This is a genomic window from Stenotrophomonas sp. YJH_SMC_46 (genome assembly GCF_059370315.1).
Genome location: NZ_JCAFTO010000003.1, coordinates 525,728 through 549,931, shown reverse-complemented (window position 1 = coordinate 549,931; position 24,204 = coordinate 525,728). Strand labels below are relative to the sequence as shown.

Annotated in this window: 32 protein-coding genes; 22 read left to right on the top strand and 10 right to left on the bottom strand. The window is 65.6% G+C overall.

Translation table 11 applies throughout. The features are described 5' to 3' along the window. Nucleotides 1-199 precede the first annotated feature (199 nt). The gene (locus AC5P8C_RS12115; protein ID WP_134730596.1) at nt 200-415 is read right to left on the bottom strand and encodes a hypothetical protein; all 216 of its coding nucleotides are present in this window, start codon (nt 413-415) and stop codon (nt 200-202) included. A 3-nt stretch (nt 416-418) separates the two neighbouring features. Further along, on the bottom strand, nt 419-619 hold the full coding sequence (locus tag AC5P8C_RS12110; protein WP_111097938.1) for a helix-turn-helix domain-containing protein: 201 nt from the start codon (nt 617-619) through the stop codon (nt 419-421). A 92-nt stretch (nt 620-711) separates the two neighbouring features. Here AC5P8C_RS12110 and AC5P8C_RS12105 point away from each other — a divergent pair, with 92 nt between their 5' ends. The 9 genes from AC5P8C_RS12105 (at nt 712) to AC5P8C_RS12065 (ending at nt 6,611) form a co-directional block, all read left to right on the top strand. Then, a complete protein-coding gene (locus tag AC5P8C_RS12105) occupies nt 712-1,386 on the top strand; it encodes a S24 family peptidase (protein WP_134730597.1) in 675 nt (224 codons plus the stop codon). Then, nucleotides 1,386-1,706: a hypothetical protein gene (locus AC5P8C_RS12100; RefSeq protein WP_495218809.1), complete on the top strand. Its 321-nt coding sequence runs from the start codon at nt 1,386-1,388 to the stop codon at nt 1,704-1,706. Before AC5P8C_RS12105 ends, AC5P8C_RS12100 begins: the two co-directional genes overlap by 1 nt. Further along, nucleotides 1,696-2,070: a hypothetical protein gene (locus AC5P8C_RS12095; RefSeq protein ID WP_495218808.1), complete on the top strand. Its 375-nt coding sequence runs from the start codon at nt 1,696-1,698 to the stop codon at nt 2,068-2,070. The genes AC5P8C_RS12100 and AC5P8C_RS12095 overlap by 11 nt, the downstream gene beginning before the upstream one ends. Nucleotides 2,071-2,296: 226 nt before the next feature. Further along, entirely contained in the window at nt 2,297-2,620 is a 324-nt protein-coding gene (locus AC5P8C_RS12090; RefSeq protein ID WP_495218807.1) for a hypothetical protein, read from the top strand. A gap of 109 nt (nt 2,621-2,729) precedes the next feature. Continuing rightward, nucleotides 2,730-2,879, top strand: coding sequence for a hypothetical protein (locus AC5P8C_RS12085; protein ID WP_495218805.1), 150 nt, complete (start codon nt 2,730-2,732; stop codon nt 2,877-2,879). Nucleotides 2,880-2,929: 50 nt separating this feature from the next. Next, entirely contained in the window at nt 2,930-3,457 is a 528-nt protein-coding gene (locus tag AC5P8C_RS12080) for a hypothetical protein (protein ID WP_164158749.1), read from the top strand. A 97-nt stretch (nt 3,458-3,554) separates the two neighbouring features. Next, the gene (locus AC5P8C_RS12075; protein WP_495218804.1) at nt 3,555-3,971 is read left to right on the top strand and encodes a hypothetical protein; all 417 of its coding nucleotides are present in this window, start codon (nt 3,555-3,557) and stop codon (nt 3,969-3,971) included. Between the two features lie 94 nt (nt 3,972-4,065). After that, a complete protein-coding gene (locus AC5P8C_RS12070) occupies nt 4,066-4,914 on the top strand; it encodes a recombinase RecT (RefSeq protein WP_495218803.1) in 849 nt (282 codons plus the stop codon). 2 nt (nt 4,915-4,916) lie between these two features. Further along, nucleotides 4,917-6,611, top strand: coding sequence for a lambda-exonuclease family protein (locus AC5P8C_RS12065; protein WP_495218802.1), 1,695 nt, complete (start codon nt 4,917-4,919; stop codon nt 6,609-6,611). A 47-nt stretch (nt 6,612-6,658) separates the two neighbouring features. Here the strand turns inward: AC5P8C_RS12065 and AC5P8C_RS12060 are convergent, their stop codons facing one another. Further along, nucleotides 6,659-7,276 (bottom strand): hypothetical protein, encoded by a 618-nt coding sequence (locus tag AC5P8C_RS12060; RefSeq protein ID WP_495218801.1) that lies wholly within the window; start codon nt 7,274-7,276, stop codon nt 6,659-6,661. Between the two features lie 38 nt (nt 7,277-7,314). Between AC5P8C_RS12060 and AC5P8C_RS12055 the strand changes: the two genes are divergently transcribed. Next, nucleotides 7,315-7,605 carry a hypothetical protein gene (locus tag AC5P8C_RS12055; protein ID WP_495218800.1) on the top strand — a complete coding sequence of 97 codons (291 nt, stop codon included), beginning with the start codon at nt 7,315-7,317 and terminating at the stop codon, nt 7,603-7,605. Nucleotides 7,606-7,712: 107 nt separating this feature from the next. Here AC5P8C_RS12055 and AC5P8C_RS12050 read toward each other — a convergent pair whose 3' ends face one another. After that, nucleotides 7,713-8,423 carry a hypothetical protein gene (locus tag AC5P8C_RS12050; protein WP_495218799.1) on the bottom strand — a complete coding sequence of 237 codons (711 nt, stop codon included), beginning with the start codon at nt 8,421-8,423 and terminating at the stop codon, nt 7,713-7,715. Between AC5P8C_RS12050 and AC5P8C_RS12045 the strand changes: the two genes are divergently transcribed. The 5 genes from AC5P8C_RS12045 (at nt 8,422) to AC5P8C_RS12025 (ending at nt 10,679) form a co-directional block, all read left to right on the top strand. After that, nucleotides 8,422-8,574, top strand: coding sequence for a hypothetical protein (locus AC5P8C_RS12045; RefSeq protein ID WP_366559711.1), 153 nt, complete (start codon nt 8,422-8,424; stop codon nt 8,572-8,574). The two genes, AC5P8C_RS12050 and AC5P8C_RS12045, sit on opposite strands and share 2 nt — an antisense overlap. After that, the gene (locus AC5P8C_RS12040; RefSeq protein ID WP_495218798.1) at nt 8,567-8,758 is read left to right on the top strand and encodes a hypothetical protein; all 192 of its coding nucleotides are present in this window, start codon (nt 8,567-8,569) and stop codon (nt 8,756-8,758) included. Before AC5P8C_RS12045 ends, AC5P8C_RS12040 begins: the two co-directional genes overlap by 8 nt. After that, complete coding sequence (locus tag AC5P8C_RS12035; RefSeq protein ID WP_495218797.1) at nt 8,755-9,669, top strand: DNA cytosine methyltransferase; 915 nt, start codon at nt 8,755-8,757, stop codon at nt 9,667-9,669. The genes AC5P8C_RS12040 and AC5P8C_RS12035 overlap by 4 nt, the downstream gene beginning before the upstream one ends. 55 nt (nt 9,670-9,724) lie before the next feature. Beyond that, complete coding sequence (locus tag AC5P8C_RS12030; RefSeq protein WP_065183319.1) at nt 9,725-9,943, top strand: helix-turn-helix transcriptional regulator; 219 nt, start codon at nt 9,725-9,727, stop codon at nt 9,941-9,943. Between the two features lie 253 nt (nt 9,944-10,196). Further along, the gene (locus AC5P8C_RS12025) at nt 10,197-10,679 is read left to right on the top strand and encodes a hypothetical protein (protein ID WP_026347159.1); all 483 of its coding nucleotides are present in this window, start codon (nt 10,197-10,199) and stop codon (nt 10,677-10,679) included. A gap of 14 nt (nt 10,680-10,693) precedes the next feature. Here the strand turns inward: AC5P8C_RS12025 and AC5P8C_RS12020 are convergent, their stop codons facing one another. Further along, nucleotides 10,694-11,155, bottom strand: a complete 462-nt coding sequence (locus tag AC5P8C_RS12020; protein WP_495218924.1) for a methyltransferase family protein — start codon at nt 11,153-11,155, stop codon at nt 10,694-10,696. Between the two features lie 145 nt (nt 11,156-11,300). Between AC5P8C_RS12020 and AC5P8C_RS12015 the strand changes: the two genes are divergently transcribed. The 6 genes from AC5P8C_RS12015 (at nt 11,301) to AC5P8C_RS11990 (ending at nt 16,581) form a co-directional block, all read left to right on the top strand. After that, entirely contained in the window at nt 11,301-13,310 is a 2,010-nt protein-coding gene (locus AC5P8C_RS12015; RefSeq protein ID WP_495218795.1) for an esterase/lipase family protein, read from the top strand. 84 nt (nt 13,311-13,394) lie between these two features. After that, a complete protein-coding gene (gene hchA, locus AC5P8C_RS12010; protein WP_026347157.1) occupies nt 13,395-14,267 on the top strand; it encodes a glyoxalase III HchA in 873 nt (290 codons plus the stop codon). A 5-nt stretch (nt 14,268-14,272) separates the two neighbouring features. Beyond that, a complete protein-coding gene (locus tag AC5P8C_RS12005; protein WP_019661232.1) occupies nt 14,273-14,977 on the top strand; it encodes a PA1136 family autoinducer-binding transcriptional regulator in 705 nt (234 codons plus the stop codon). A gap of 87 nt (nt 14,978-15,064) precedes the next feature. Beyond that, nucleotides 15,065-15,301 (top strand): hypothetical protein, encoded by a 237-nt coding sequence (locus tag AC5P8C_RS12000; protein WP_021203968.1) that lies wholly within the window; start codon nt 15,065-15,067, stop codon nt 15,299-15,301. 59 nt (nt 15,302-15,360) lie between these two features. Then, nucleotides 15,361-15,588 carry a hypothetical protein gene (locus AC5P8C_RS11995; RefSeq protein WP_227200225.1) on the top strand — a complete coding sequence of 76 codons (228 nt, stop codon included), beginning with the start codon at nt 15,361-15,363 and terminating at the stop codon, nt 15,586-15,588. A gap of 138 nt (nt 15,589-15,726) precedes the next feature. Then, nucleotides 15,727-16,581: an endonuclease/exonuclease/phosphatase family protein gene (locus tag AC5P8C_RS11990; protein WP_043399271.1), complete on the top strand. Its 855-nt coding sequence runs from the start codon at nt 15,727-15,729 to the stop codon at nt 16,579-16,581. 19 nt (nt 16,582-16,600) lie between these two features. Here the strand turns inward: AC5P8C_RS11990 and AC5P8C_RS11985 are convergent, their stop codons facing one another. After that, nucleotides 16,601-16,864 (bottom strand): hypothetical protein, encoded by a 264-nt coding sequence (locus AC5P8C_RS11985; protein ID WP_021203970.1) that lies wholly within the window; start codon nt 16,862-16,864, stop codon nt 16,601-16,603. Nucleotides 16,865-17,004: 140 nt separating this feature from the next. On the opposite strand from AC5P8C_RS11985, the gene AC5P8C_RS11980 reads away from it, so the two are divergent. Then, a complete protein-coding gene (locus tag AC5P8C_RS11980; protein ID WP_111104702.1) occupies nt 17,005-17,382 on the top strand; it encodes a VOC family protein in 378 nt (125 codons plus the stop codon). A gap of 41 nt (nt 17,383-17,423) precedes the next feature. On the opposite strand, the gene AC5P8C_RS11975 is transcribed toward AC5P8C_RS11980, so the two are convergent. From AC5P8C_RS11975 to AC5P8C_RS11960, 4 genes are all read right to left on the bottom strand, one after another. Beyond that, nucleotides 17,424-18,845 carry an efflux transporter outer membrane subunit gene (locus tag AC5P8C_RS11975; RefSeq protein WP_495218794.1) on the bottom strand — a complete coding sequence of 474 codons (1,422 nt, stop codon included), beginning with the start codon at nt 18,843-18,845 and terminating at the stop codon, nt 17,424-17,426. Further along, on the bottom strand, nt 18,839-19,576 hold the full coding sequence (locus tag AC5P8C_RS11970; RefSeq protein WP_233652984.1) for an SDR family oxidoreductase: 738 nt from the start codon (nt 19,574-19,576) through the stop codon (nt 18,839-18,841). Before AC5P8C_RS11970 ends, AC5P8C_RS11975 begins: the two co-directional genes overlap by 7 nt. A 64-nt stretch (nt 19,577-19,640) precedes the next feature. Then, nucleotides 19,641-22,811, bottom strand: coding sequence for an efflux RND transporter permease subunit (locus AC5P8C_RS11965; protein WP_155029349.1), 3,171 nt, complete (start codon nt 22,809-22,811; stop codon nt 19,641-19,643). Nucleotides 22,812-22,938: 127 nt separating this feature from the next. Beyond that, entirely contained in the window at nt 22,939-24,165 is a 1,227-nt protein-coding gene (locus tag AC5P8C_RS11960; RefSeq protein ID WP_019661223.1) for an efflux RND transporter periplasmic adaptor subunit, read from the bottom strand. Nucleotides 24,166-24,204: the final 39 nt, after the last annotated feature.

The following is a 24,204-nucleotide window of genomic DNA, read 5'->3' as shown; positions in this document are numbered from 1 at the left end:
CCGATGCCCGGTTCACTGCGGAATGCCCACGGAAACGTCGTCCAGATGATCTGGACCGGTGGGCGGTGCTTTGCCCTCGTAAGGGCGGGGGGAAAGACCCACGTGCGACCGCTGAAGCGGAAGAAGCGCGAGCCGATGGCGGCCGGTGCGGTGGGCGTGGTTGTGCCCTTCCCCACCAGGCCGGTGTGAGGTGACCATGTCAGGTGCCATCGGATGCAGACAGGCGCTCGTCCTGCCACTGGCCGAACATGGAGGCTGCGAACTCGACGCTCGTGTGCGCTTCGACGCTACGCCAGAATGCGATCTCGGCCAGGGCCGACTCGGCGTAGCCTTCGGGCACGCCACCATTCGCGGCGGCCCAGGACAACATGTGGCGGTGCGCGGCTTCCAGGAGATTCGAAGTCTTGGCGGTCATGGTTCAGGCCGCCTCCGGCGGACGAGCGCCGGTGCTGTACAGGTGGTGCAGGTTGACCGCAGCCATCCCGCCCGGCTCTCTGGTCCGGCCCTGCTTCAGATCACTGACGGTCTGCGGCGACTTGCCGATGGCCCGGCCGATCTCGGTCAGGGACCAGCCGCGCTGTTCGAGCGCCTTGATTCGGTCTGCCCAGGTGATTTCCATGTGCGCGTTCCTATGGGATGCGCCGATCCTATGGGATGCCATAGACAGCTGTCAATGACATCCCATAATGGTTTTCCGTAATGCTCGCGCCCATGAATACGATTGGCGAACGGATCAAGGAAGCCCGGCGCGTGCGCGGGATGTCGCGGCCTCAGCTCGCCGAGGCCGCCAAGATCAAGTACCCCACCTTGGCCGGAATCGAGAACAACGACCAAGCCGGAACCACGCAGCTGCCGTTGATCGCCGAGGCGCTGGGCGTCTCAGCGAAGTGGCTCCAAACTGGCAAGGGCCCGATGGAAGTAGGACTGGCCGCCGTTGACCAAGATGACTACGCCGACGTAATCGGCTACTCCCAGGCCGTGGGGTTGGGGGCCGCGGGCGCTGAGGCAGAGGAATACGCCGAGACCCACAGCCTGAAGTTCAAGAAGGCGAGCCTGCGCCGCCGCGGCATCTACGGCCGCAACCTGGCGATCTACTACGGCAAGGGCGACTCGATGGAACCGACCATCGAGGACGGGGACGCGATCCTCTTCGACACCTCAGACACTCGGGTGGCCGATGGCTGCCTGTACCTGATCCAGGTGCACGGCGCGGCGAATCCCGAGTACTACGTGAAGAGGGCCATGGTGCTGGATGGCACGGTCTTCTTCAGCAGCGATAACCCCAAGGGCGACCACCACTGGCAAAAGCCGCGGCGGATGGACTCGAAGCGGGAACCGATCACGGTCATTGGCCGTGTCCACTGGATTGGCGGATGGGCCGATTGATGAGCAAGGTTGGCTACAAGAACTTCGTCCGTTTCATTCGGGCCAAGGGGAAGATGGACGGTGGTGATGTATGCGCTACCTGCGGCACAAGGAACTGGCACGTACAGCTTCCAGATGACGACGATGGTCCGGGCAGCGAGCAAACCCTTGGAGTCGGCTACTACTCGAGATCTCAGGACGGGAAAAATCAGCTGAGCCCGCTCGTCACCGGGGCTATGCCGGTAGTTGCCATCATCTGCTCAAACTGTGGCATGACGCGTCTTTATGCAACTTCGGTCGTGGCCGACTGGGTTAAGGAGAACCCTGAAGATGAGCAATGAGCCTGACTATTGGAAAAACGTCACGCCGATTCAGAAGAAGCGCCCCGTTGATCCTCCGCCTCCGCCACCCAATGATAGCGACATGGAGAAACGACTTTCCCAGCTAGAAGCATTGGTCCCCACATTGGCAACAAAGGCTGATGTGGAGAAGGCATCGCACGACATTGCGAAGTGGGTGGTAGGGACGATGTTGGGCGGCGTTGGCATGTTCATCGTAATCATGACCTTTGTCATGAACAATGCAGTCCCCAAGGCTGCAGAGAGGTCGCCACAGCCTTCCGCGCCGATCATTATTCAGATGCCACCCCAGCAGATCCAGGCGCCAGCACCGGCCCAGCCGCCACCGCTTCCGGCCAAGCCCTGACCCCAAGAACCCCGCTCCGGCGGGGTTTTTTGTTGCCTCAAAGAAAATCTATGGTATCCCATTGACGGATTGCTATGGAATGCCATAGAGTTGCCCCGTCGGCCCACCCGGGCCATCCAAGACGGGGTCCACCATGGCAGAAGCAGTTCTCTACCTGACCGCCTGGGCAGCGCTGGTCGCCAGCGCGGTGCTGCGATACCGCCGCCAGTGCGGGGAGGCCTGAGCCATGGCCCGCCACACTGCCCACGACCGGAGCCGCGCTGCCCAGCGCAGCCATGACGGCCTCGCACCGGCCGAACCGAACGACGAGGCCTTCCAGTTCGCCTGCGACCACGTGGCGGCGGAGCTGGAACGCGAGGGCGACGTCGCCCCGCTGGTCGAGAAGCTGAGCCAGGCTCGGCACGTGATGACCCACCTCCTGACGCAGGAGGTTCCGGCCCACCTGTTGCCCCACTTCCGCGAGCTGGCCGATCTGGTCCGCGACATGTCCCGCCGCGTGAACGCCTCGATGAACGATTTCGAGGCCGGGCACATGGAGGACGCCGCATGACCGCCGCCGAACGCGAGCAGCGCCACCACGTGGTGGCCACTGTCGCCGCCAATGCTCTGGCGTTCTGTCTGGGCGTCGTTGCCACCGTACTGCTGCAGGCGGTGCTTTCGTGAGCCGCCGTCTCCGCATTGCCTGGGCCGCAGTCGCGCTGTTCGCCGCCGTCGTCGTGCCGCTGCGCATCGCCGAGATCCGCCAGGCCCACGTCGATCGTGACGCTGCCAAAGCCCGCTGGGTTGCCACCAGCAGCGTGCGCGGCTGATCCGCTCCCCTTTCCCGCCGGCGCTGCCGGCATTACGAGAGGCACCACCGATGTTCGAACTGCGCGATGCGACCGCCAAGGTCGCCAACTTCAACCCCCGTGCGGAGAAGCACGGCGACGAAAACAAGCTGGCCGGCGACCTGAAGTTGGTCGTGGCCGTCAGCAGCAGCGTGCTGGACTACTTCCAGAAGGGTCTGCGCCAGGCCCTGTACCGCAAGGCTACGCAGGGCGAGCAGCAGGACCTGATCGAGGGCGGTGACGGCCTGACGGCGGTCAAGTTCCCGAAGCTCGGCGCGCTGCCGTGGGACGAAGAGTACCCGGGCTATTCCCTGCTGATCGGCAGCGGCCTTGGGCTGTCCGAGCCGCTGGTTATCAGCGACGTCACCCTGAAAAAGCTGTCCTTCGAACCACTGGAAGGCGGAACGCTGCAGCTGACCTTCAGCGCCGTGTTCCACCCGACCAAGGCCGAAGCCGGTGCCTTGTGCGAGCAGATCAAGAACGAGGTGCAGCTGACCCTCGTTTCGCCGCTCAACACCAGCAAGGGCGACAAGCCCGTGCAGGAAGACCTGGCCGCGTAACGAATTCCCCCGCCCTCACGGGCCCCGCGCCGGCCGGGATTCCACGACGCCGGCATCCATTCCCAACGCGCCGGCGCTGCCGGCAAAGGAAACTCTCATGTCAGCACCCACGCTCCAGATTCCGCAGGACGTCATACAGCCGATCATCCAGGCCAACATCACTGCAGCCATCGCGCAAGCGTTGGGCGGTAGCGCAAACGTGCTGGAGAAGGCTGTCAGCACGATCCTCGCGACACAGGTGGACAGCGACGGAAAGCCGAGCAACTACCACCACTCATCCCATAAGACGTGGCTGGACTGGGCCATCGGGGACGCCATTCGCAAAGCCGCACGCGCAGCTATCGAGGAGCAGATCGGAACGCTGCAGGCGGCGCTCAAGGAGCAGATGGTTGCCCAGCTCACGAAGAAGAACTCGCCTCTGATCAAGCAGATCGCGGAGGGCCTGGCAGCAGGCGCCTTCAGCCCCGAGGCAATCAAGTGGCGTCTGACGATCAGTCCCGAAAGCCGCGACTGATCCACACGACGCACCCGCCCGCCCGGCGGCGGCTCCGAGAGCCGGGCACCCATATCCCATTTTTGCCGGCCGCGCCGGCTGGAGATTCAACGCCATGAATGCACTTGTGCAGCAGCCCAGCGCGCTCCCCGCGCAGCCGCGCCACCAGTTTGACCTCAGCCCGCAGACGTTCGAGCAGGCCCTGACGTTCTGCGATTACCTCGCCGACAGCGACCTGGTCCCGAAGGACTTCAAGGGCAAGCCAGCCAACTGCCTGATCGCTATCCAGTGGGGCGCCGAGCTGGGCCTGAAGCCGCTGCAGGCGCTGCAGAACCTGGCCATCATCAACGGCCGCCCTGCCCTATGGGGCGATGCGGTCATCGCCTTGGTGCGCAGCTCGCCGCTTTGCGAGTACATCACCGAGGCGGACGACGGGAGCACGGCCGTTTGCCGCGTGAAGCGCCGCGGAGAATCCGAAGAGGTGCGCACCTTCAGCATGGACGATGCCAAGGTGGCCGGCCTGCTGGGCAAGAGCGGCCCTTGGACACAGTACCCGAAGCGCATGCGCCAGATGCGCGCCCGCGCCTTCGCCCTGCGTGACGTGTTCCCCGACGTCCTGCGCGGCATGCCCATCGCTGAAGAAATCATGGACATCCCCCAGGCCGGCGCGGCGAGCAACGAGCAGCCGCGCGCCGCCATCGAGGGCCAGGCCGACAAGCAGCTGCCGCTGTACTCGGAAGCCGACTTCGCGGCCAACCTTCCGAAGTGGTGGGACATCATCGCCAGCGGCAAGAAGTCCGCTGAGGACCTGATCGCCATGCTGCAGACGAAGGCTCGCTTCACCGCTGACCAGCTGCAGGAGATCCGGAACCCGCCGAAGGACGAAGCGGAGGGTGAAGGCGAGCCGCAGAGCGGTGTTGCCGCGGCTGCCGGCGGCCTGACCCAGACTGCGGTGGAGGGCTGAGCATGCGTACCGTGAACCTGATCCAGGGCACTCCGGAATGGCATGCCCACCGCGCCGCGCACTTCAACGCCAGCGATGCGCCGGCGATGATGGGCTGCAGCCCTTACAAGACCCGCACCCAGCTCGTGCGCGAGTTCGCCACCGGCGCCGCAGTCGAGCACGACGCCGCGACCTTGCAGCGCTTCGCCGATGGCCACCGCTTCGAAGACCTGGCCCGGCCGTTGGCCGAGACCATCATCGGCGAGGAGCTGTATCCCTGCGTCGGCGTGGACGGGAAGTTCTCGGCCAGCTTCGACGGCCTGACCCTGCTGGAAGACAAGGCGTTCGAGCACAAGTCGCTCAACGACGACCTGCGCCTGGCCATGCCGTTGGACGGCACCGACGCCTGCCTGCCGTTGCACTACCAGATGCAGATGGAACATCAGGCGATGGTCAGCGGCGCCGAGCGAGTGCTGTTCATGGCTTCGAAGTGGGCCGGCGACGAACTGGTGGAGGAACGCCACTGCTGGTACGTCCCGAACCCGGAGCTGCGCGCCAAGATCGTTGCGGGCTGGGCCCAGTTCGAGGCTGACGTTGCCGCGTACGAGCCGGCGTCGGTGGCCGCACCCGTTGCCTCCGGCCGTGCCCCGGACCAGCTGCCGGCCCTGCGCATCGAGGTGACCGGCATGGTCACCGCTTCGAACCTGGCCGAGTGGAAGGCCCAGGCCATCGCCGTGTTCCAGGGCATCAGCACCGAGCTGGTGAGCGACCAGGACTTTGCCGATGCCGAGACCACCGTGAAGTGGTGCGGCAACATCGAGGAACAGCTGAAGGCGGCCAAGCAGCACGCCCTCAGCCAGACCGAGAGCATCGACCTGCTGTTCCGCACGATCGATGACATCGCGGCCGAGGCCCGGGCCAAGCGTCTGGACTTGGAGAAGCTGGTGAAGCGCCGCAAGGACGAGCGCCGCACCGAGATCGGCAACGCCGCACGCCGGGCGGTGCAGCAGCACGTGCTGGCCATCAACGAGACCCTGGGCGAGCACGCCATTCCGATGCCGACGACGCTGGTTGCCGACATCGCCGAGGCGATGAAGGGCAAGCGCTCCTTCAGCAGCATGCAGGAAGCCGTGGACGCGGTGGCGGCCAATGCCAAGATCGACGCCAGCCAGTACGCCGAGCGGATCCGCGCGAACGTGGCCATCCTCGCCGGGCATGCCGAGCACGCAACGCTGTTCGCCGACCGGGTCCAGCTGTGCGCGACGAAGGCGCCGGAGGATCTGCGCAACCTGGTCGCGGCACGCATTGCGGAGCACCAGCAGGCCGAGCAGGCACGGCTGGACGCTGAGCGCGAGAAGATCCGCGAGCAGGAACAGGCCAAGGCTCAGGAAGCGGCGGCTGCAGCGCAGGCGGTACAGGTCCAGCCGGTGCCGACTGCGGATGCAGCGCCGGCGCAGGTCGAGGCAGCCACCACCGCCAGCGCGCCGTCGCCGAGCGCCACCCAGCGGCCGGTCGTCCGGATCAAGCTCGGCCAGATCGTGGATCTGATCGCACCGCTGAAGATCGACGCCGAGGGCCTGCGTCAGCTCGGCTTCGAGCCGGTGGCCACCGAGCGCGGATCGAAGCTGTACGACGCCGACCAGGTCGACGCGATGCGCGCCGCGATGATCCGCAGCCTGCAGCGCCCACTGTCGGGCATCAATGCGCAGGCCGCCTGATGGACGGCGCCCTGCACCCTTGTTGCATAAGCGACGACTGCACGCCGCTACCGCAGCTTCTTCCGAGGAAGCTTGTTGACGGCTTGACGAAGAGCGACCTCTGCAACCTCGATGTCGACGATCGCTTGATCCAAAACTTCAGCGACGGAGTCGAGCATACGTCCCCAGTCGCGGTCATCAGCCGGATCCGCAAGGACAACCGCACCTACTTGGAAGTGGCGTACAGACTCGATTGCGACAACCACTTTGGCTGCAAGGCCCAAGTCCACTGCTGGCCACTTGGTGAGATCCACTTCGCGGCGGGACAACACATCGAGCCACTTGGCACGTTCCAGAAAGCCGTCGCGGTGCGGCCCCTCGTTTGCAAGCAACGCCTCAACAGCCCAACACGCGCCATCCCGTTCCCTCATGGGGTAATCCCTGCGAATGTTCTCCAGGCGCAGTTGCGCATTGATCACGTCGGCGCGGTAGGCCAACGCAAACAACCCGTTCGCCTTGCGCCGGCTAAATGCTCGCTGGATCGACGGAGCCAGCACAGCCACAAAAACGGCCGACACCGTTCCAACTGCCGACCAGGCATCCCAGTTCACGGCGCACGTGGTGCCGAGCCACCAGCACTCGCTGACGCCTCGACGCATTTCCCACAAGACCTTCAGCAACTCCATTGGCTGTCCCCCTGTTCCCTACTGGAGCCGATTTTGCCATGAGCAGTACCCGCTACGATCGCCGGCTGCCGAAGCGCACCGAGGGCTTCGCCTGGGGCCGGTCCATCGATAAGGTGCTGGGCGGCCACGTCCTCACTTACCGCCTGTTCCGCCGCGACCTGGCCGGAAAGCTGCACATCGAGACGCGGACGTTCCAGCTCAACGACCACCGCCGGCACATCGCGCTGCAGCTGCTGATCGCACGCCGCCAGCTGCGCGAACGCGTCGAAGCCATTGGCTATGCCCTGATCGAGGCCGAACGGGCCTCGCAAACGCAGGAGATTGCATGACCATCGACGAAATCCTCACAACCCTCGCGACGGTGCTTCGCGGTTCAGGCCTGCATTTGAGCACTCGACCGCTCCGCCGGACAGGCACCAGTACAGGCGTTCAAACGCTAATCACGGCGCTCTTCCCGGTAATTTTTGTCGTATTCCTCTCGCGGGATAATCACGGCAGGCTGCCCTTCAGAGATAGCTTTAAGTTGAAGCGCAAGCCCGCTCGCTGCAGGCTCGTACTCCATGACAGGGAGTGCGCCGATCTGCTTGGCAAGATCCGCCCTGAGCAGATCTATGATCTTCAAAAAATCTTCATAAAGCGGGCAGAATTCCTTACCAACTACCTCTTCCCCTTCTTGAGCGACGCTCAGCCGCTTCTGAGAACGCAGGATCAGGTCCATTTGTGCCAAGCATTCGCCGGTGGCCAAGGCCGTCGATTCTGGAAACGCATCCAAGTATTGAATGAAGGATCGGCAGAGCTCGATATCAATGACTTTCACATTGTCAACAGCGGCATTGTAAAGCGCCGGTGTCAAAGGAGCGCGCATAACCTTCAACGTCGCAGCAACGTGGAGGCCTTGAATGTTCAAGGAGGACAAGAGAACTCTCGCCATCGCATGAGCGCGGAGTCGGTGCGCCTTTCGGGCAATAGTAACTGGCCGAATGCCGACATACAGAGCGACCGCAGCGGCGATGAACGTCGCAATTGCGGACCAAGCCGCCCAATCGATGTCGAGCAAAAAACACTGCGAGATGCTGCTCATGAAGTAACCCCCCTGTGGACTGGCCGGCATTCTGCCATGCCAATTCGGCTGGAGGAGATCGACCATGTCTGACCAGCTGCTCACCGCTGCAATGGTCCACGTGTTCGCCCTGGCCGGGTTTGCGGCCGGCATCGCCACCCTGTGGGCGATCAGCCGCGCATGCCGCGCCGCGCGCAATGGGCTGCGCTGGTGCTGGCGGAGGTGCGCTCATGGCTGAGGCAATCGACCACCGCGAGGTCGGCCGGCAGTTGGCCAGCATGTCCGGGGTAGACCTCGACTCGGCTCGGCCGGCGACCGTGCGCACCTGGGAAGCACGGGGCCTGGCCCTGCAGGCGCTAGCGCGCGGCGACATGGCCGAGGCGCAGAAAGTCATGAATCACGCGAAGGGAGGCATCGCATGAAGGCCATCGATCTGTTCGCCGGCGGCGGCGGATTTACTGAAGGCGCCGAGCAGGCTGGCTGCGAAGTGGTGTGGGCCGCGAACCATTGGCCTGCAGCCGTCGAGACGCACGCGGCAAACCATCCGCGCGCCCAGCACGTTTGCCAGGATCTGCAGCAGGCCGACTGGACGCAGCTCCCCGACTTCGACCTGCTGCTGGCTTCGCCGGCATGTCAGGGCCACACGCCGGCCCGCGGCAAGGAACGCCCGCACCATGACGCCACGCGCTCGACCGCCTGGGCCGTTGTGTCGGCGCTGGAATGCAAGTCACCCGAGGCCGCCCTGGTCGAGAACGTTCCGGCCTTCCTGAAGTGGAAGCTGTTCCCGGCATGGTGCGCCGCGGTCACGGCGCTGGGCTATGCAGTCAGCCCGCACCTGCTGGATGCCGCCGACTTTGGCGTGCCGCAGCACCGCGTGCGCATCTTCATCGTGCTGACCAAGAGTAAGCACCCATTGGAGCTGAAACTGCCGAAGTTGCCGCACGTTCCCGCGAGCAGCTTCATCGACTTCGACGCCGGCACCTGGACGCCCGTTGAGCGCCCTGGCCGTGCCGCGGCAACCATCGCCAGGGTGCGTGCAGGCCGGGCAGCGTTCGGTGATCGATTCGTGGCGCCCTACTTCGGCACCGGCTCCGGCCTGACTGGCCGATCGCTGGACCGTCCAATCGGCACGATCACCACCCGCGACCGCTGGAGCATCATCGACGGCGACCGCATGCGCATGGTGTCGGTCGAGGAATCCAAGATCGCCATGGGCTTCCCGAAGCACTACCTGCTGCCGAGGAACAAGAAGGACGGCATGCAGATGATGGGCAACGCGGTGTGCCCGCCGAAGGCCAGTGAAGTCATCCAGGCACTGAGGGCTGCCGCATGAGCACCGCCACCAAGCAGCTGCGCGCTGCGCTGGCCACGAACTGAAGGAGGACACCATGGCTACCGAGCCGCTCGTTTTCATCAAGATGCCCGAGGTCAAGCGCCGCACGGGCCTGGGCAAGACCACGATCTACGATCGGATCAGCGCCGGCACCTTCCCGGCGCCTGTGCCGCTGGGCGGCAACGCGGTAGGCTGGATCGAGGCCGAGGTGGACGCCTGGCAGGCCGCCCGGGTTGCCGAGCGGGATGGAATTGAACCCGCCAAGGCTGCATAGAGTGGGGGTATTGCTGGGGGTATCGGTTTCATACACCAGCATCAACTGCCTGCACCATCAACAACTTACATTCACATTGCGGTAGGGCCCACCTCCACCATCTGTATGGCCTGTCGAGGCCGCAAGAAGCCGGATCTCCCGTCAACCGGGGTTCCGGCTTTTTTGTGCCTGCACGTCGCGGAGGATGTGTGGCGCATAATCGGGATGACACCTCCAACAGCCCCTCACCCCGCGATCGCCAGAAGGATTTGCCATGAAAGCCCCCCTCGCGATGTCCCTGCTCCTCACCGCCCTGGCCGCAGCCCCAGCCACGCACGCCTCCACACCCACCATCGCGCCGCCAGGCACCGCAACGTTGGAAGCCCTGCTGTCCTGCAGACCTGGCTCCAACTTCAGCGAGGCCGAAGCCATCGATGCGCTGCAGGCAGCCGGCCTGGCCAAGAAGCCGGGCGGTACATTCGAACCGGAGGACAAGCCGGTCGCGCTGTTTGGCGGCACGGTCACCAATGCCGATGTGAACGTGGCCGAAGGCGAGAGGAGCCTCTTCGTGTACTTGAACGGTGTCGATGCCAAGCGCCTGGCCAAGGCCTGGTCGGTGACCGAAGTCAACGAGCACGCCAATACCGAAGAACCGTCGTACGCGAAGCGCGTCGACAAGCGCCATACCCTGCACGTGATCGCGGGCGACGACTACGAGGGCTATTCGGCCGCAGTGAAATGCCAGATCAGCCGCTGATGGCGTAGCCAACGCTACAGCCAGCGCGGCACGCGACGACGGTACTGCGCGTACGCCGCGGGAAAGCGCGCCATCAGTGCCCGCTCCTCCGGCAGGATCTGCAACCGGGTGATGTACGCCAGGAACAGCGGGACCACCATCAGCGCGGTCGGCTGCTGCAGGTACACCATGGCTCCCAGCAGAACCAGCGCCTGGCCCAGATACATCGGATTCCGTGTGCGGCGGTAGATCCCGCTGGTAACCAGCACGCTCGAGGCCGAAGGTCGCAGAGGATTGACGGTGGTGCCTGCTCGCCGGAAGGAGACCTTGGGCAGCAGATTGAGCACCACACCGAGCGCCATCGTCAGACCCGCCAGTAGCGCCGGCGCCGGTGCCCGAAAGGCAGAACCCGGCCACAGCCTGCACGCTGCATAGCCGACAGCTGCACACAGCAGCATCACCACGGGCGGGGGAACACGTGTTTCCAGCCAGGTCATCACGATCACCAAGCACGTTCCACCACAGTGTCACACGGGAATGCCCGGATCGCACGGCGGACGCATCGGCCAGGCCCAATCCGGCCAGTGGATTCCACTTTGACAGACCGACCGCTAGAGTGGCGCCTCCGCGCAGGAGGATCGCATGGCTACCACGGGCTTGGGCTTGATCGGCCGCACGACCCTCATCATCGCCGCGCTGCTCAGCCTGGGAGGTTGCGCGACCCTGCGGCAGTTCGGGCCTTCGGTGCAGGTCGCCTCGGTCACGCCCGGCCAGTACATCGCGCTCAAGCGCGGTGACATCCTCACCTCCGGCAAGCTCAGTGCGGCGACCACGGAGACGCTGCGCGTGGCCGGCCTTGATGAAGGTGTCTGCGCCAAGCCCGGCCTGCCCTGCATCGAAGCGATGGAAGCCAGCATCGTGCGCGAGGAGGACAAGCGCTCCAGCCTGGCCGAGCTGTGGCTGCAGTATGCGATGACCCTGCCGGCGCCGAAGCGCGAGTACTCCACCTCGGGTCGCGCCAAGACCGCAGTCAACGAATTGGATGCCGACTTCCAGCCGCGCCTGGACGCATGGATGCAGGTCGCGCGCCAGGCCTACGCCTACCTGTTCTTCACCGAGCGCACCGCCAACCAGCGCGGCTTCGAAGACCGCCAGACCCAGGTGCGCGACTATTACAACCTGGCCGTGCAGGAGGCGTCGGTGCAGCTGTACGACGCCTACGCCACCGGGCGCGTGCACAACGATGCCAACCATCTCCAGCTGGGCCGCTGGACGTTCGTGCTGGCCCCTCCAGGGGAAGCATCGGCGTTGGACGAGCGTACACCGACCGAACTGGTACCCGCCGCCTCGCTGTCGTTCACCGGCACGCTGCGCAGCGTGCACCGCCGCGATGGCTTCGGTGCCGAACTGGTGGCCGTGATGGATGACCCGGCCGCAACCACGCCCAGCACTACGCCGGCAGCGGTGCAGGCAAGCCCTTCCGCCACGCAGAGCTGGAGCGAGATGCCTTCGCCATCGATGACGGTGCTGCTGCGCTTCTCGGGAAAGAACCTGTGGGAAGTGCTGCACGATGACGAGCCGGAGCTGGAGATCCACGATCCCTACCAGGTTTCGGAAGTAACCCTGCACGGCCAGCAGGTGCCATTGGCGGCCAACTTCACCGCCGGCTATGCGTTGTGGCTGGCCCGTTCCAACTTCAGCCGGCAGTCGCTGCGCTCGCTGTTCGGGGGCAAGGGCGGCATCGACACGCCGCATCTGTACATGATGCAGCCCTACGATCCCAACCGTCGCGTACTGCTGGTGATCCATGGCCTGGCCAGCAGTCCGGAAGCCTGGGTCAACGTGGCCAACGAACTGCTGCGCGACGACGAGATCCGCCAGGACTTCCAGGTCTGGCAGTTCTACTACCCCACCAACATGCCCATCGCGATGAGCCACGATGCGATGCGCCACACGCTGGATGAGGTGTTCAAGCATTTCGACCCCAGCGGCAAGGCGCAGGCTTCGCACGACATGCTCCTGGTCGGGCACAGCATGGGTGGGGTGATCGCGCGGTTGATGGTTTCCTCTTCCGGCGATCATCTGGTCGATACCCTGCTGGCAACCGCGCAGATGACGCCGGCACAGCGTGAACTGCTGCGCACCAAGGGCGCACCGGTGCTGACCTTCCTGCCGGAACCGGCAGTGTCGCGGGTGGTGTTCATCGCCACCCCACACCGCGGTACCGACGTGGCGGGCACCCGCCTGGGCCGCTGGATCGGTCGCCTGGTGCGGTGGCCGCTGACCGTGCTGGAAGACGTTGCCACCATCGCCAACGACGGCCAGATCGACCGCACCGACGGCAAGCACGGCTACCAGATGAACAGCATCCAGAATCTGGACAAGGACGATCCCTTCGTCCGCGCCGTGGCAGACCTGCCGATGTCGCCGAAGGTGCACTACCACTCGATCATCGCGCGGGCAAAGGCCGATGGTCCGCTGGGAAAGACCAGCGACGGGCTGGTGCCCTACTGGAGCTCGCACCTGCCGCATGCGGATTCGGAGAAGGTGATCGTCTCCGGGCACAGCGTGCAGGAAGCCACGCTGGCCATCGTCGAACTGCGGCGGATCCTGCATGAGGACATGCAGCAACACGGGAACCAGGCCAATTAGCCGTGGGCAGCTGAGGGAAATCCCTCATCGCGCGTGCGCACCCACCCTCCTATGCTGGCCTCACATTTCCCGCAGGAGGTCTGCATGAACACGCAAGAGCCCAGCCGCCAGCCCAGCCCCGACCCGGCCGAGCGCGATGCCTTCTTCCCGTCGCCCTACTCGCTGTCACAGTTCACATCGCCCAAGAGCAACCTTTCCGGTGCCGACTACCCGGATGCGCGCCGCGATGGCCGCTGGAAGGTGCTGATGATCGCTGCCGACGAACGCTATCTGCCAACTGCCGATGGCCACCTGTTCTCCACCGGCAACCATCCGGTGGAGACCCTGCTGCCGATGTACCACCTCGACAAGGCCGGCTTCGGCATCGATGTAGCCACGCTGTCGGGCAACCCCGCCAAGTTCGAGTGGTGGGCATTTCCAAACGAGGACAAGGAAATCGGCGGGCTGTACGAACGTTATGCCTCGTGCTTCCGCCAGCCGCTGCCACTGGACGAGGTGGTCGCCGGGCTCGATGCAGATTCGGACTATGCGGCAGTGTTCATCCCCGGTGGCCATGGCGCCCTGATCGGACTGCCGCAGAGCCGCGCGGTGAAGTCCGTCCTGCATTGGGCGATGGCCCAGCAACGCCACATCATCACCCTTTGCCACGGTCCGGCCGCACTGCTGGCTGCGGGCGTGGACGAGGCCGATGGCGGTTCGCTGTTCCGCGGCTACCGCATCTGCGCTTTCCCCGATGCGATGGACCGGCAGACGCCGGAGATCGGCTACATGCCTGGACAGTTGCCGTGGTTCTTCGGTGAGCGCCTGGCACAGCGGGGCGTGCAGATCGTCAATGACGGCATCGATGGCAGCGTGCTGCAGGACCGCCTGCTGCTGACCGGCGACAGCCCGTTGGCTGGCAATGCGCTGGGCAAACTGGCTGCACGCGCCCTGCTCGACGCCTTGGCCGGGCGCTGAGCCGGATGACCGAGCTGGTGCAGGCGCTGCTGGAGCTGGAACGCGCCCGTTCGCTGAGCGCGGTGGGTGCAGTCCTGCGAGGCATCGCGGCACCGCTCGGCTTCGACCGCGTGCTGGTGTTTGCCACCGGCACCGGGCTGGAGCGGGGTACGCAACGCGTGTACTGGATCGAGGGCGACTGGTTCGGCGATGGCAGCGATACCGACCTTGCGCGCTACCTCCACGCCTGCCCCGTCAATCGCCACGTGCTGGACAGCAACGCGCCGTTCTTCTGGAGCAAGCGCCTGGGCGTTCGCGGCGAGCGCTACCAGGTGGTGAAGCAGCCTCGCGGCGAAGGCCTGCATGGGCTGCAGGTGCCGGTGTTCGGCATCACCGGCCTGGAAGGCGCGGTCAGCGTTGCCGGTACGTCAATCGACGCGTCGGCCAACGCGCGCCTGCGGCTGGAAGCTGCTGCAACCGCAGCATTCCGGGCCGCGCGCCGTCTGGCCGAATCGCCTGCCGAGCGTTCGGGAAGCGCACTGAGCAACCGCGAGCGCGAAGTGCTGCGCTGGGTCGCCGCCGGGCGCCGGCAAGCTGAGATCGCGGCCACGCTTGGGCTTTCCACGCGCACGGTGGAGAACCACCTGCGCCACGCGCGGCAACGGCTGGGTGTGGCGACCACCGCGCAGGCAGTGCGTGCCGCCAGCCGTCGCGGCGAGATCGAAGACTGATCGCGGCGAGGCACTTCCGGATCTCTGGTTCGCGTGTTACACACGCCATGCGCATGTGCGCGATTGCAGAAAGCAAGGATGATGCTTATGAAACTGCAACTGGCCGCGATGGCCGCATTGATGTTGGCATTGGGTAGTGGGATACCGGCGACTGGCCACGCGGCCGGGTCCCCCGGATCGACGACCGATTGCGTGCCCGTAAGACTTGGGCCCAACCTCGTGCATCAGCGCTGCACCGTCACCCGCACTCTGGCAGACGGCACCGTTTTCACGTCGGTGTACTGGATAGACGAGAACGGTCAGTGGTACCTCCCGGCAGACTGATCTGCATCGGACACCGACTACGGCTACAAGGAGTGTGATCAATGACGCTGCACAATCGAATGACCGCTTTTTCTTTCGCTGCAGTAGTTGCACTTGCGGCCCTGGTGCCCTCGCCGCCGGCGAATGCAGCCGAAGAGGTCGGCCTGCAGGAGGAGTGCGTGCCCTTCCGCATCAGCGGCAACGTGTTCCACCAGCGTTGCACGCTGTACGTGGTCCATGACGACGGCACCCGCGTGGCCAGCGACCACTACAACCGCGACGAGAACGGGATGATCTACGACCCCTGATCGGGCAAGGGGCATCTGCCGGGCGGAGCGTCCAGCGTCCGCCCGGCGTCTCCAAGTCGCCCGTCCCGGCATACCACTGCCCCCGCCTTCCATGGCATGCTCCATGAAACCGTTTTCATGGAATGGAGGGATTCCACGATGTTGTCGCGTTTCCGTCGCCCGGCGCTGAGTGCGCTGCTGGCGCTTGCTCTGCCTGCCGTTGCCTGGGCCGTCACGCCGGCGCCGTTGAAGGTGATGTCATTCAACGTCCGTACCCCGGCTGACACCGAGCCGGGCAAGCGCTGGCCCGACCGCCGTGATGCGATGGTCAAGGTGATCCTCGACGCGCACCCGGCAGTGATCGGCACCCAGGAACTGGTGAAGGAACAGGCCGACTACCTGTCAGGGCACCTGCCCGGCTACCGCTGGTTCGGTGAAGGCCGCCGCGGTGGCAGCGGCGATGAGCACATGGGCGTGTTCTACGACAGCAAGGTGCTGGCCATCGAGGAATCCGGCAACTTCTGGCTTTCGGATACGCCGGACGTCCCTGGCAGCATCAGCTGGGGCAACCTGTACCCGCGTATGGTCACCTGGGCCCTGTTCCGGCGCCTGGACGATGGCCGTCGCTTCTACTTCCTCAATACCCACCTGCCCTACCGCGACGAGGACGAACCGCGCCGGGTGAAGGGTGCCGAGCTCATCGGCAAGCGCCTGCAGGCCATGCCGGACGACCTGCCGGTGGTGTTGACCGGTGACTTCAACAGCGAGCCCGGCGGTGACACCTACAGGGCGTTCACCCGCCTGCTGCAGGACACCCGTACCCAGGTGAAAACACCGCAGGGTCCGCGCCCGACCTTCCACGACTTCACCGGCAAGGCCACCGTGCAGCTGGACTGGGTGCTGGTGCGTGGCTTCCGTGCGCGCAGCTTCCTTACCGATGATCGTCGCATCGACGGCGTGCTGCCGTCGGATCATTTCCCGCTGGTGGTCGAGCTGGACTGGCCGAAGCCCTGAATTCCCGCGGCAGCCGTGGCTACGGCGGCGGCTGCCGCGACAACAGCCGGTACAACGCCTGGTGCTGGTTGCGCGCCTGGCAGATGCGGGCGCCGACGGCAAGGAACACGGCGACACCGATCAGCCCGAGCCCCAGCATCGGATCGGGCAGTCGCAGGAAACCGATCGCAGCGGCCATCGTCGCCAGCACCAGCAGCACAACGACCGCCACCGAAAGGCCCGCACCGGGTGGCCCCGGGTCTCCAAACAGCATGCGCTGGGTATCCCGCCTGTCATCGCTCATCGTGTGTACTCCCTGGAATCTGCCCCACTAGTTACACGGCGGACACGGCTTCCGGCAGAGTCAGAAACGTCACGACTGTGACAACGTCCACAGCAGACGCCGCGCTACCCTGCCCCTGTTCCCGAACTGTGGAGAAAGGCATGGCACACCAGAGTCGCCTGGCCGGTTTCATCATCGATTGCGAGGGCATTCCCGCCGACGAAGGCGCCCGCTTCTGGGCCGCCGCGCTTGGCCTGCAGGCGCAGCCCGCCCGTGCCGAAGACGCCGCCGAGTACGCCGACCTGCTCGGTGCTCCGGCGGGCCTGGACGTTGAAGTCCAGCGCGTCGATCACCCGTCACGGGTGCATCTGGACATCGAGAGCGACGACATCGATGCCGAAGCCGACCGCCTGGAGAAACTCGGCGCGCGACGGATAGGCTTCGTCAAGCGCTGGTGGGTGATGGAAGCACCAACCGGCCATCGCTTCTGCATCGTGCGCATGCGCGAGCGTGAGGTACCGGCCAACCACTGGCCCTGAAAGAACAAGGGGACGGAAGTCCCTGCTTCCGTCCCCTGCGGTTACTGCGCCTGCGCCAGGCTTGGCGGCTGCGGTGATTGACCCCAACCACCCAGCGCCTTGTACACACCCACCACGCTGACGTTGACGTCGGCCTCGGCCGCCGCCAGCGCATCATCGGCTGCCAGCTGGGTCCGCTGCGCGTCCAGCAGGGTCAGGAAGTCCTCCGATCCCTCGCGATAGCGGATCTGCGCCAGCGATTCGGCACGCCGAGCCGCCTGCGCCTGCTCCACCACGATCGCCAACCGTGCCTGCTGCTTGGAATAGCGGGTCAGCGCGTTCTCGGTGTCCTCCAGGGCGAGCAGTACCGCCTGTTCGTACTGCGCGGCCACGCCTTCGGCTTCAGCCTTGCTGGCACGCAGGCGCGCACGCACGGTGCCGAAGTCGAACGCGGCCCAGCTCAGCGAGGGCGTCAGCGACCAGGCCTTGTTGCTGCCATTGACCAGGCCACTGGCATCGCCGCCGAGGAAGCCGACGAAGCCTGACAGCGACAACCGCGGGAACAGGTCCGCTGTGGCCACACCCACGCGTGCGGTCGCGGCAGCCAGGCGACGCTCGGCCATACGCACGTCTGCACGCTGGCGCAGCAGTTCGCGGGTATCACCCAGCGGCAAGGCCTTGGCGAACGCCGGGACTTCCTGCGGCGCCAGCATCGCCGTCAGCACTTCCGGGCGCTGGCCCAGCAGCACGGCCAGCCGGTTGCGCGACTGCGTCTCGGCTACTTCCAGCAGCGGGATATCGGCCTCGATCGCCTTCAGGCGGGCGCGGCTGCTCTGCACGTCCAGTTCGCTGCCGGCCCCAAGTTCCCAGCGTGCTTCGGTCAGCTTCTGCGTATCGCGCAGGTTCTCCAGCGTGTGCTGGGCCACTGCGATGCGCTTCTGGGTGCCACGCAGTTCGAAGTAGTTACGCGCCACTTCAGCGGCAACCAGCACCTGCGCGTCGGCCAGGTTGGCCTGCTCGGCGTCCAGGTCGGCGCGCGCGGCTTCTGCAGCACGCCGCTTGCGGCCGAACAGATCCAGCTCCCAGCCGGCGTCGAAGCCGAGCTGGTAGCTTTCACTGAACACCCGCTGCCCACCCAGCTGCGGATCGGGTTGCTTGCGGCGGTCGTAACTGCCGCCTGCGGTGATGTGCGGGGCCTGGTCGAAACGGCTTTCGACGAACACAGCACGGGCCTGGCTGACACGGGCCACGGCCACGCGCAGGTCCAGGTTATCCGACAGTGCACCGTGCACCAGTTCTTCCAGCACCGGATCGTCGAACTGCGCCCACCAGCTGGCCACCGGCGAGGTAGTGCTGAACACAGGCTGCTGCGCCCCCTGCAGCACCACCGGTTCCTGCACCGGCGCCTTGTAGTTCGGGCCGACGCTGACACAGCCCGCCAGCACCAGGCTGGAGACGGCCATCGCCAACGTGCGGATCACCATGGCAGCACCTCGCCCAGGTAGGTGAAGCTGCCGCTGGCACCGGATTCACCGATGAGTGCCATTTCCACGCTGGACCGCGCGCCTTCACTGATTTCGATCTCGCCGTTGCCGCCGTTCATGTCGGTCTTGACGTAACCCGGATGCACGGTATTGACCTTGATCGGCGTGTTGCGCAGTTCGTAGGCCAGGCTCAGGGTCCAGCTGTTCACCGCGGCCTTGGAGGCGTTGTACGCCGGAATCTTGAAGTCATAGATGCCCGAGGAGGGATCCGCGTGCAGGGTCTGCGAGCCGAGCATGCTGGACACATTGACGATGCGGCCGGACTTGGCTTGCCTGATCAGCGGCAGGAAGGCCTGGGTGACCGCCACCAGCGCATAGACGTTGGTGTCGAAGGTGCGCTTCCAGGTGTCCAGCGACTGCTCCGACGGTGCCTGGGCCGGGTTTTCGATCATGATGCCGGCGTTGTTGACCAGGATGTCGAGGCGGCCATGGCGCTGGCGCACCTGCTCGACTGCCTCGGCGATGCTGGCCGCGTCGGTCACGTCCAGCTGCAGGGCTTCCACCGGCAGGCCCTCGGCCTGCAGCTTCAGGGCCAGCTCCACCGCCGTTTCGCGCTTGCGACCGGCCAGCAGCGTGTGCACGCCCGCCTGGGCCAGCTGGCGCACGGTTTCCAGGCCGATGCCACGGGTAGCGCCAGTGACCAGCGCGATCTTGTTCTGATGGGTGTTCATGGATTCATGCCTCGTGAGGGAAAAGCCGCCGCCGGCCGGTAGCCGGCGACGGCGGGGTTCCATGTCAGTGATGGATGGTCGGTTCGCCATGCTGCACCAGCTGGCCGCCACCGTTGCGGGTAACCAGCTTGCGCAGTGCCACGTAGAACACCGGGGTGAGGAACAGGCCGAACAGGGTCACGCCCAGCATGCCCGCAAACACGGTGATACCGGTCACCGAGCGGACCTCGGCACCTGCACCGTGCGACAGCACCAGCGGCACGGTGCCGGCGATGAACGCGATGGAAGTCATCACGATCGGGCGCAGTCGCAGGCGGCAGGCTTCCAGCGCGGCTTCAACGATGCCCTTGCCGCCCATCTCCAGCTCTCTGGCGAATTCGACGATCAGGATCGCGTTCTTGCACGCCAGGCCCATCAGCACCACCAGGCCGACCTGCACGAACACGTTGTTGTCACCACCGGTCAGCCACACGCCGAACAGCGCCGACAGCAGGGTCATCGGCACGATCAGGATCACCGCCAGCGGCAGCGACCAGCTCTCGTACAGCGCGGCCAGCACCAGGAAGGCCAGCATGATCGCCACCGGGAACACGATGAAGGCGGCCTTGCCCTGGGTTGCCTGCTGGTAGCTCAGGTCGGTCCATTCGGTGGTCATGCCGACCGGCAGTACCTTGCCGGCGATCTCGGTCAGCTTGGTCATCGCCTCGGCCGAGGACAGCAGGCGCGGGTCAGCCTCGCCGGCCAGGTCCGCTGCCGGGTAGCCATTGAAGCGCAGCACCGGATCCGGGCCGAAGGTCTGCTTGATGGTGACCATCGAACCGATCGGCACCATCTCGCCACGGTCGTTGCGGGTGCGCAGCTTGCCGATGTCCTCGACCGTCTCGCGGTACGGACCGTCGGCCTGGGCGATCACCTGCCAAGTACGGCCGAACTGGTTGAAGTCGTTGACGTAGGCCGAACCGAGGTAGGTCTGCAGGGTGTCGAACAGTTCGGTGAGCTGCACGCCCTGCGCCTTGGCCTTGACGCGGTCGACCTCGGCATCCAGCTGCGGCACATTGGCCTGGTAGCTGGAAATCGGGAAGGCCATGCCCGGCGTCTGCGCCACGGTGCCCTGCATCGCCTGTACGGCATTCTGCAGCGCGCCGTAACCCAGGTTGCCACGGTCCTCGATGAACATCTGGTAGCCGTTGCCGTTGCCCAGGCCGAGGATCGGCGGCGGCATCATCGCGAAGGCGAAGCCTTCCTGCAGCCCGGCGATCTTCTGGTTGATCTCGGCGTTGATCTGCGCGGCGGTGCGGCCATGGCGCTCGGCGAACGGCTTGAGCGGAATGAACGCCACACCAGTGTTCGGCGTGTTGGTGAACTGCAGCGCGTTCAAGCCCGGGAACGAGATGGTGTGGGCCACGCCATCGGTTTCCTGGGCGATCTTGGCGACCTTGCGCAACATTTCATCGGTACGCGCGATCGAGGAGCCTTCCGGCAGCTTCACACCCGCGATCAGGTACAGCTTGTCCTGGGTCGGGATGAAGCCCGGCGGCACCAGCTTGAAGATCACGCCGGTACCGACCAGCAGGATCGCGTAGACCACGAACACCGCACCGCGACGGCCGAGGATGCGGGCCACGCCACGCTCGTACTTCTCCGAGCTGGACTTGAAGAAGCGGTTGAACGGACGGAACACCCAACCGAACAGGCGGTCGATCAGGCGGCTCGGGCCGTCCTTCGGTGCACCATGGGCCTTCAGCAGGCGCGCGGCCAGGGCCGGCGACAGGGTCAGCGAGTTGATCGCCGAGATCACCGTGGAGATGGCGATGGTGACCGCGAACTGCTTGTAGAACTGTCCAGTAACACCCGACAGGAACGCCATCGGCACGAACACGGCGCACAGCACCAGCGCGATCGCCACGATCGGGCCGGAGACCTCGCGCATGGCCTGGTGGGCCGCTGCGGTGGGCGACAGCCCTTCCTCGATGTTGCGCTCGACGTTCTCCACCACCACGATCGCATCGTCGACCACGATGCCGATCGCCAGCACCAGGCCGAACAGGCTCAGCGTATTGATCGAGAAGCCCAGCAGGTACAACGCGGCGAAGGTACCCACCACCGACACCGGCACCGCGATCAACGGGATGATCGAGGCACGCCAGGTCTGCAGGAACAGGATCACCACCAGCACTACCAGGGCGATGGCTTCCAGCAGCGTGGAGACCACGGCCTTGATCGAGTCACGCACGAAGATGGTGGTGTCATACACGGCTTCGTACTTCACGTCGGCCGGCATGGTCTTCTGCATCTCGTCCATCGTCGAGATGACCTGGTCGCGGATTTCCAGCGCGTTCGCACCCGGCGACTGGAAGATACCGATACCGACCGCGTTCTTGCCGTCCAGCTGCGAGCGCAGGGTGTAGTCGCCCGCACCCAGTTCCAGGCGGGCCACGTCGGACAGGCGCACGATCTCGCCATCGGTGCCGCTCTTGAGCACGATGTCGCCGAACTCCTTTTCGGTCTTCAGCCGGCCCTGGGCATTGATCAGGGTCAGGAACTTGCTGTCCGGCAGCGGTTCGGCGCCGAGCTGGCCGGCCGACACCTGCACGTTCTGCTCGCGCATGGCGCGCACCACGTCGCTGGCGGTCAGGCCGCGCGACGCCACCTTGTCCGGGTCCAGCCAGGCACGCATGGCGTAGTCGCCGCCACCGAAGATCTGCGCGTCACCCACGCCCGGAATACGCGCCAGCGCATCCTTGACGTGCAGGCGCGCGTAGTTGCGCAGGTACAGAGTGTCGTACTTGCCTTGCGGCGAGGTCAGGTGCACCACCATCAGGAAGGTGGGCGACTGCTTCTGCGTGGTCACGCCCTGCCGGCGCACGTCCTCGGGCAGGCGTGCCTGTGCCTGCGCCACGCGGTTCTGCACCTTCACCGCCGCCGCGTCCGGGTCGGTGCCCGGGCGGAAGGTGACGGTCATCTGCAGCACGCCGTCCGAGCCGGCAACCGACTTCAGGTACATCATGCCTTCGACGCCGTTGATCGCCTCTTCGAGCGGGGTAGCAACGGTCTCGGCAATGACCTTGGGGTTGGCGCCCGGATAGACCGTGCGCACGACCACCGACGGCGGCACCACTTCGGGGTACTCGCTGATCGGCAGGATTGGAATCGTGATCAGGCCTGCGGCGAAGATCACGATCGACAGCACCGCCGCGAAGATCGGCCTGTCGATGAAGAAGCGGGAAAAGTCCATGGAGGAATTCCTGGGAAAGGCATTCGGCGGGCAACAGCCGCCCCGCCCCTCGCCAATATGACGAAGGCAGGGAAGGCTGCCGCTGGCGCCGGCAGCTAAGCGGGGACGCGGATCAGGAGCGGGCGGATCAGTGGTTCAGCGCAGCGGTGGCATCGCGGCCCGGTGCGGGCTTTGCGGCCGGTGGCTGCATGGCCACCGCCTTGGCCTGCACCGGCATGCCCGGCATGAAGACCTTCTGCACACCGTCGATGATGACCTTGTCACCGGCGGCAAGGCCATGCTCGACAATGCGCAGGCCGTCGGCGGTACGGCCGAGCTGGATGTCGCGGCGCTGGGCCTTGCCATCCTTGTCGACCACATAGACGTACTTGCGGTCCTGGTCGGTCAGCACGGCCTTGTCGTCGATCAGCAGGGCCTGGAACTGGCCGCTGCCAAGCAGCTGCACGCGAGCGAACAGGCCCGGTGTGAACTGGCGGTCGGCGTTGTCCAGCAGCGCACGGACGCGGATGGTGCCGGTGCTGCGCGCCACCTGGTTGTCGAGGAAATCGACCTTGCCCGAGTGCGGATAGCCCTCTTCCCCCGACAGGCCGACCTTCACCGGCAGCTCGCTGTCCCGCTCGCTCGGGCGCTCGCCCTTGCGCGCCATCTGGGCGTAGCGCAGGAAAGTGCTCTCGTCGGCATCGAAGTAGACGAACACCGTGTCCAGCGAGACCAGCGTGGTCAGCACGCTGGCGCTGTCGCCAGCAGTGACCAGGTTGCCGGCGGTGACCATCGCGCGGCCGGCACGGCCGTCAATCGGCGCGCGCACCTTGGTGAATTCCAGGTTGAGCCGGGCTGCATCCAGGGCCGCCTGCGCGGCCTGCACGGCAGCCCCCGCCTGGTCGGCAGCCGCGCGACGCTGCTCGGCGGTCTCCGTGGAGATCGCCTGCTGCTCGGACAGCCGCTTGGCACGCTCGGACTCGCTTCGGGCCAGGCTGGCCTGGGTGCGGGCACGGGCCAGCTCGGCTGCTGCGCGGTCGTACTCGGCCTGGTAGCTGCGGGCGTCGATGGTGAAGAGCACATCGCCCTTCTTCACTTCCTGGCCTTCGACGTAGTTGACCTTGTCGATGTAGCCGGACACGCGCGGGCGCAGTTCAACGCTCTGTACCGCTTCGACGCGGCCGCTGAACTCGTCCCACTGGCTGACCTGCTTGACCAGCACCGGCGCGGCGCTGACCTGCGGCGGCGGCGGTGCACCGGCCTCTTCGGCATGGCCGCCGCTGCAGGCCGCCAGCACGGCCGCGGCGAGGATCGACACGCCAACCATCGCAATGCGATGGCCGAAACGATGTGGGGTGGTATTGGGGGAAGTCATGGCATGCATCCGTACGGAGGGGTGGTACAGCAATATGGG

Bases quoted from the DNA above. Each gene is read 5' to 3' on its own strand.
- AC5P8C_RS12015 (WP_495218795.1), top strand. From the start codon at position 11,301: ATGGCTACCACGGGCTTGGGCTTGATCGGCCGCACGACCCTCATCATC.
- AC5P8C_RS11990 (WP_043399271.1), top strand. From the start codon at position 15,727: ATGTTGTCGCGTTTCCGTCGCCCGGCGCTGAGTGCGCTGCTGGCGCTT.
- hchA (WP_026347157.1), top strand. From the start codon at position 13,395: ATGAACACGCAAGAGCCCAGCCGCCAGCCCAGCCCCGACCCGGCCGAG.
- AC5P8C_RS12060 (WP_495218801.1), bottom strand. From the start codon at position 7,276: ATGGAGTTGCTGAAGGTCTTGTGGGAAATGCGTCGAGGCGTCAGCGAG.
- AC5P8C_RS12040 (WP_495218798.1), top strand. From the start codon at position 8,567: ATGGCTGAGGCAATCGACCACCGCGAGGTCGGCCGGCAGTTGGCCAGC.
- AC5P8C_RS12100 (WP_495218809.1), top strand. From the start codon at position 1,386: ATGAGCAAGGTTGGCTACAAGAACTTCGTCCGTTTCATTCGGGCCAAG.
- AC5P8C_RS12030 (WP_065183319.1), top strand. From the start codon at position 9,725: ATGGCTACCGAGCCGCTCGTTTTCATCAAGATGCCCGAGGTCAAGCGC.
- AC5P8C_RS12055 (WP_495218800.1), top strand. From the start codon at position 7,315: ATGAGCAGTACCCGCTACGATCGCCGGCTGCCGAAGCGCACCGAGGGC.
- AC5P8C_RS12115 (WP_134730596.1), bottom strand. From the start codon at position 415: ATGACCGCCAAGACTTCGAATCTCCTGGAAGCCGCGCACCGCCACATG.
- AC5P8C_RS12080 (WP_164158749.1), top strand. From the start codon at position 2,930: ATGTTCGAACTGCGCGATGCGACCGCCAAGGTCGCCAACTTCAACCCC.
- AC5P8C_RS12045 (WP_366559711.1), top strand. From the start codon at position 8,422: ATGTCTGACCAGCTGCTCACCGCTGCAATGGTCCACGTGTTCGCCCTG.
- AC5P8C_RS12035 (WP_495218797.1), top strand. From the start codon at position 8,755: ATGAAGGCCATCGATCTGTTCGCCGGCGGCGGCGGATTTACTGAAGGC.
- AC5P8C_RS12050 (WP_495218799.1), bottom strand. From the start codon at position 8,423: ATGGTCGATCTCCTCCAGCCGAATTGGCATGGCAGAATGCCGGCCAGT.
- AC5P8C_RS12070 (WP_495218803.1), top strand. From the start codon at position 4,066: ATGAATGCACTTGTGCAGCAGCCCAGCGCGCTCCCCGCGCAGCCGCGC.
- AC5P8C_RS12095 (WP_495218808.1), top strand. From the start codon at position 1,696: ATGAGCAATGAGCCTGACTATTGGAAAAACGTCACGCCGATTCAGAAG.
- AC5P8C_RS11985 (WP_021203970.1), bottom strand. From the start codon at position 16,864: ATGAGCGATGACAGGCGGGATACCCAGCGCATGCTGTTTGGAGACCCG.
- AC5P8C_RS12000 (WP_021203968.1), top strand. From the start codon at position 15,065: ATGAAACTGCAACTGGCCGCGATGGCCGCATTGATGTTGGCATTGGGT.
- AC5P8C_RS12005 (WP_019661232.1), top strand. From the start codon at position 14,273: ATGACCGAGCTGGTGCAGGCGCTGCTGGAGCTGGAACGCGCCCGTTCG.
- AC5P8C_RS12065 (WP_495218802.1), top strand. From the start codon at position 4,917: ATGCGTACCGTGAACCTGATCCAGGGCACTCCGGAATGGCATGCCCAC.
- AC5P8C_RS11970 (WP_233652984.1), bottom strand. From the start codon at position 19,576: ATGAACACCCATCAGAACAAGATCGCGCTGGTCACTGGCGCTACCCGT.
- AC5P8C_RS11975 (WP_495218794.1), bottom strand. From the start codon at position 18,845: ATGGTGATCCGCACGTTGGCGATGGCCGTCTCCAGCCTGGTGCTGGCG.
- AC5P8C_RS12025 (WP_026347159.1), top strand. From the start codon at position 10,197: ATGAAAGCCCCCCTCGCGATGTCCCTGCTCCTCACCGCCCTGGCCGCA.
- AC5P8C_RS12110 (WP_111097938.1), bottom strand. From the start codon at position 619: ATGGAAATCACCTGGGCAGACCGAATCAAGGCGCTCGAACAGCGCGGC.
- AC5P8C_RS11960 (WP_019661223.1), bottom strand. From the start codon at position 24,165: ATGACTTCCCCCAATACCACCCCACATCGTTTCGGCCATCGCATTGCG.
- AC5P8C_RS12075 (WP_495218804.1), top strand. From the start codon at position 3,555: ATGTCAGCACCCACGCTCCAGATTCCGCAGGACGTCATACAGCCGATC.
- AC5P8C_RS11995 (WP_227200225.1), top strand. From the start codon at position 15,361: ATGACCGCTTTTTCTTTCGCTGCAGTAGTTGCACTTGCGGCCCTGGTG.
- AC5P8C_RS12020 (WP_495218924.1), bottom strand. From the start codon at position 11,155: ATGACCTGGCTGGAAACACGTGTTCCCCCGCCCGTGGTGATGCTGCTG.
- AC5P8C_RS11980 (WP_111104702.1), top strand. From the start codon at position 17,005: ATGGCACACCAGAGTCGCCTGGCCGGTTTCATCATCGATTGCGAGGGC.
- AC5P8C_RS12105 (WP_134730597.1), top strand. From the start codon at position 712: ATGAATACGATTGGCGAACGGATCAAGGAAGCCCGGCGCGTGCGCGGG.
- AC5P8C_RS11965 (WP_155029349.1), bottom strand. From the start codon at position 22,811: ATGGACTTTTCCCGCTTCTTCATCGACAGGCCGATCTTCGCGGCGGTG.
- AC5P8C_RS12090 (WP_495218807.1), top strand. From the start codon at position 2,297: ATGGCCCGCCACACTGCCCACGACCGGAGCCGCGCTGCCCAGCGCAGC.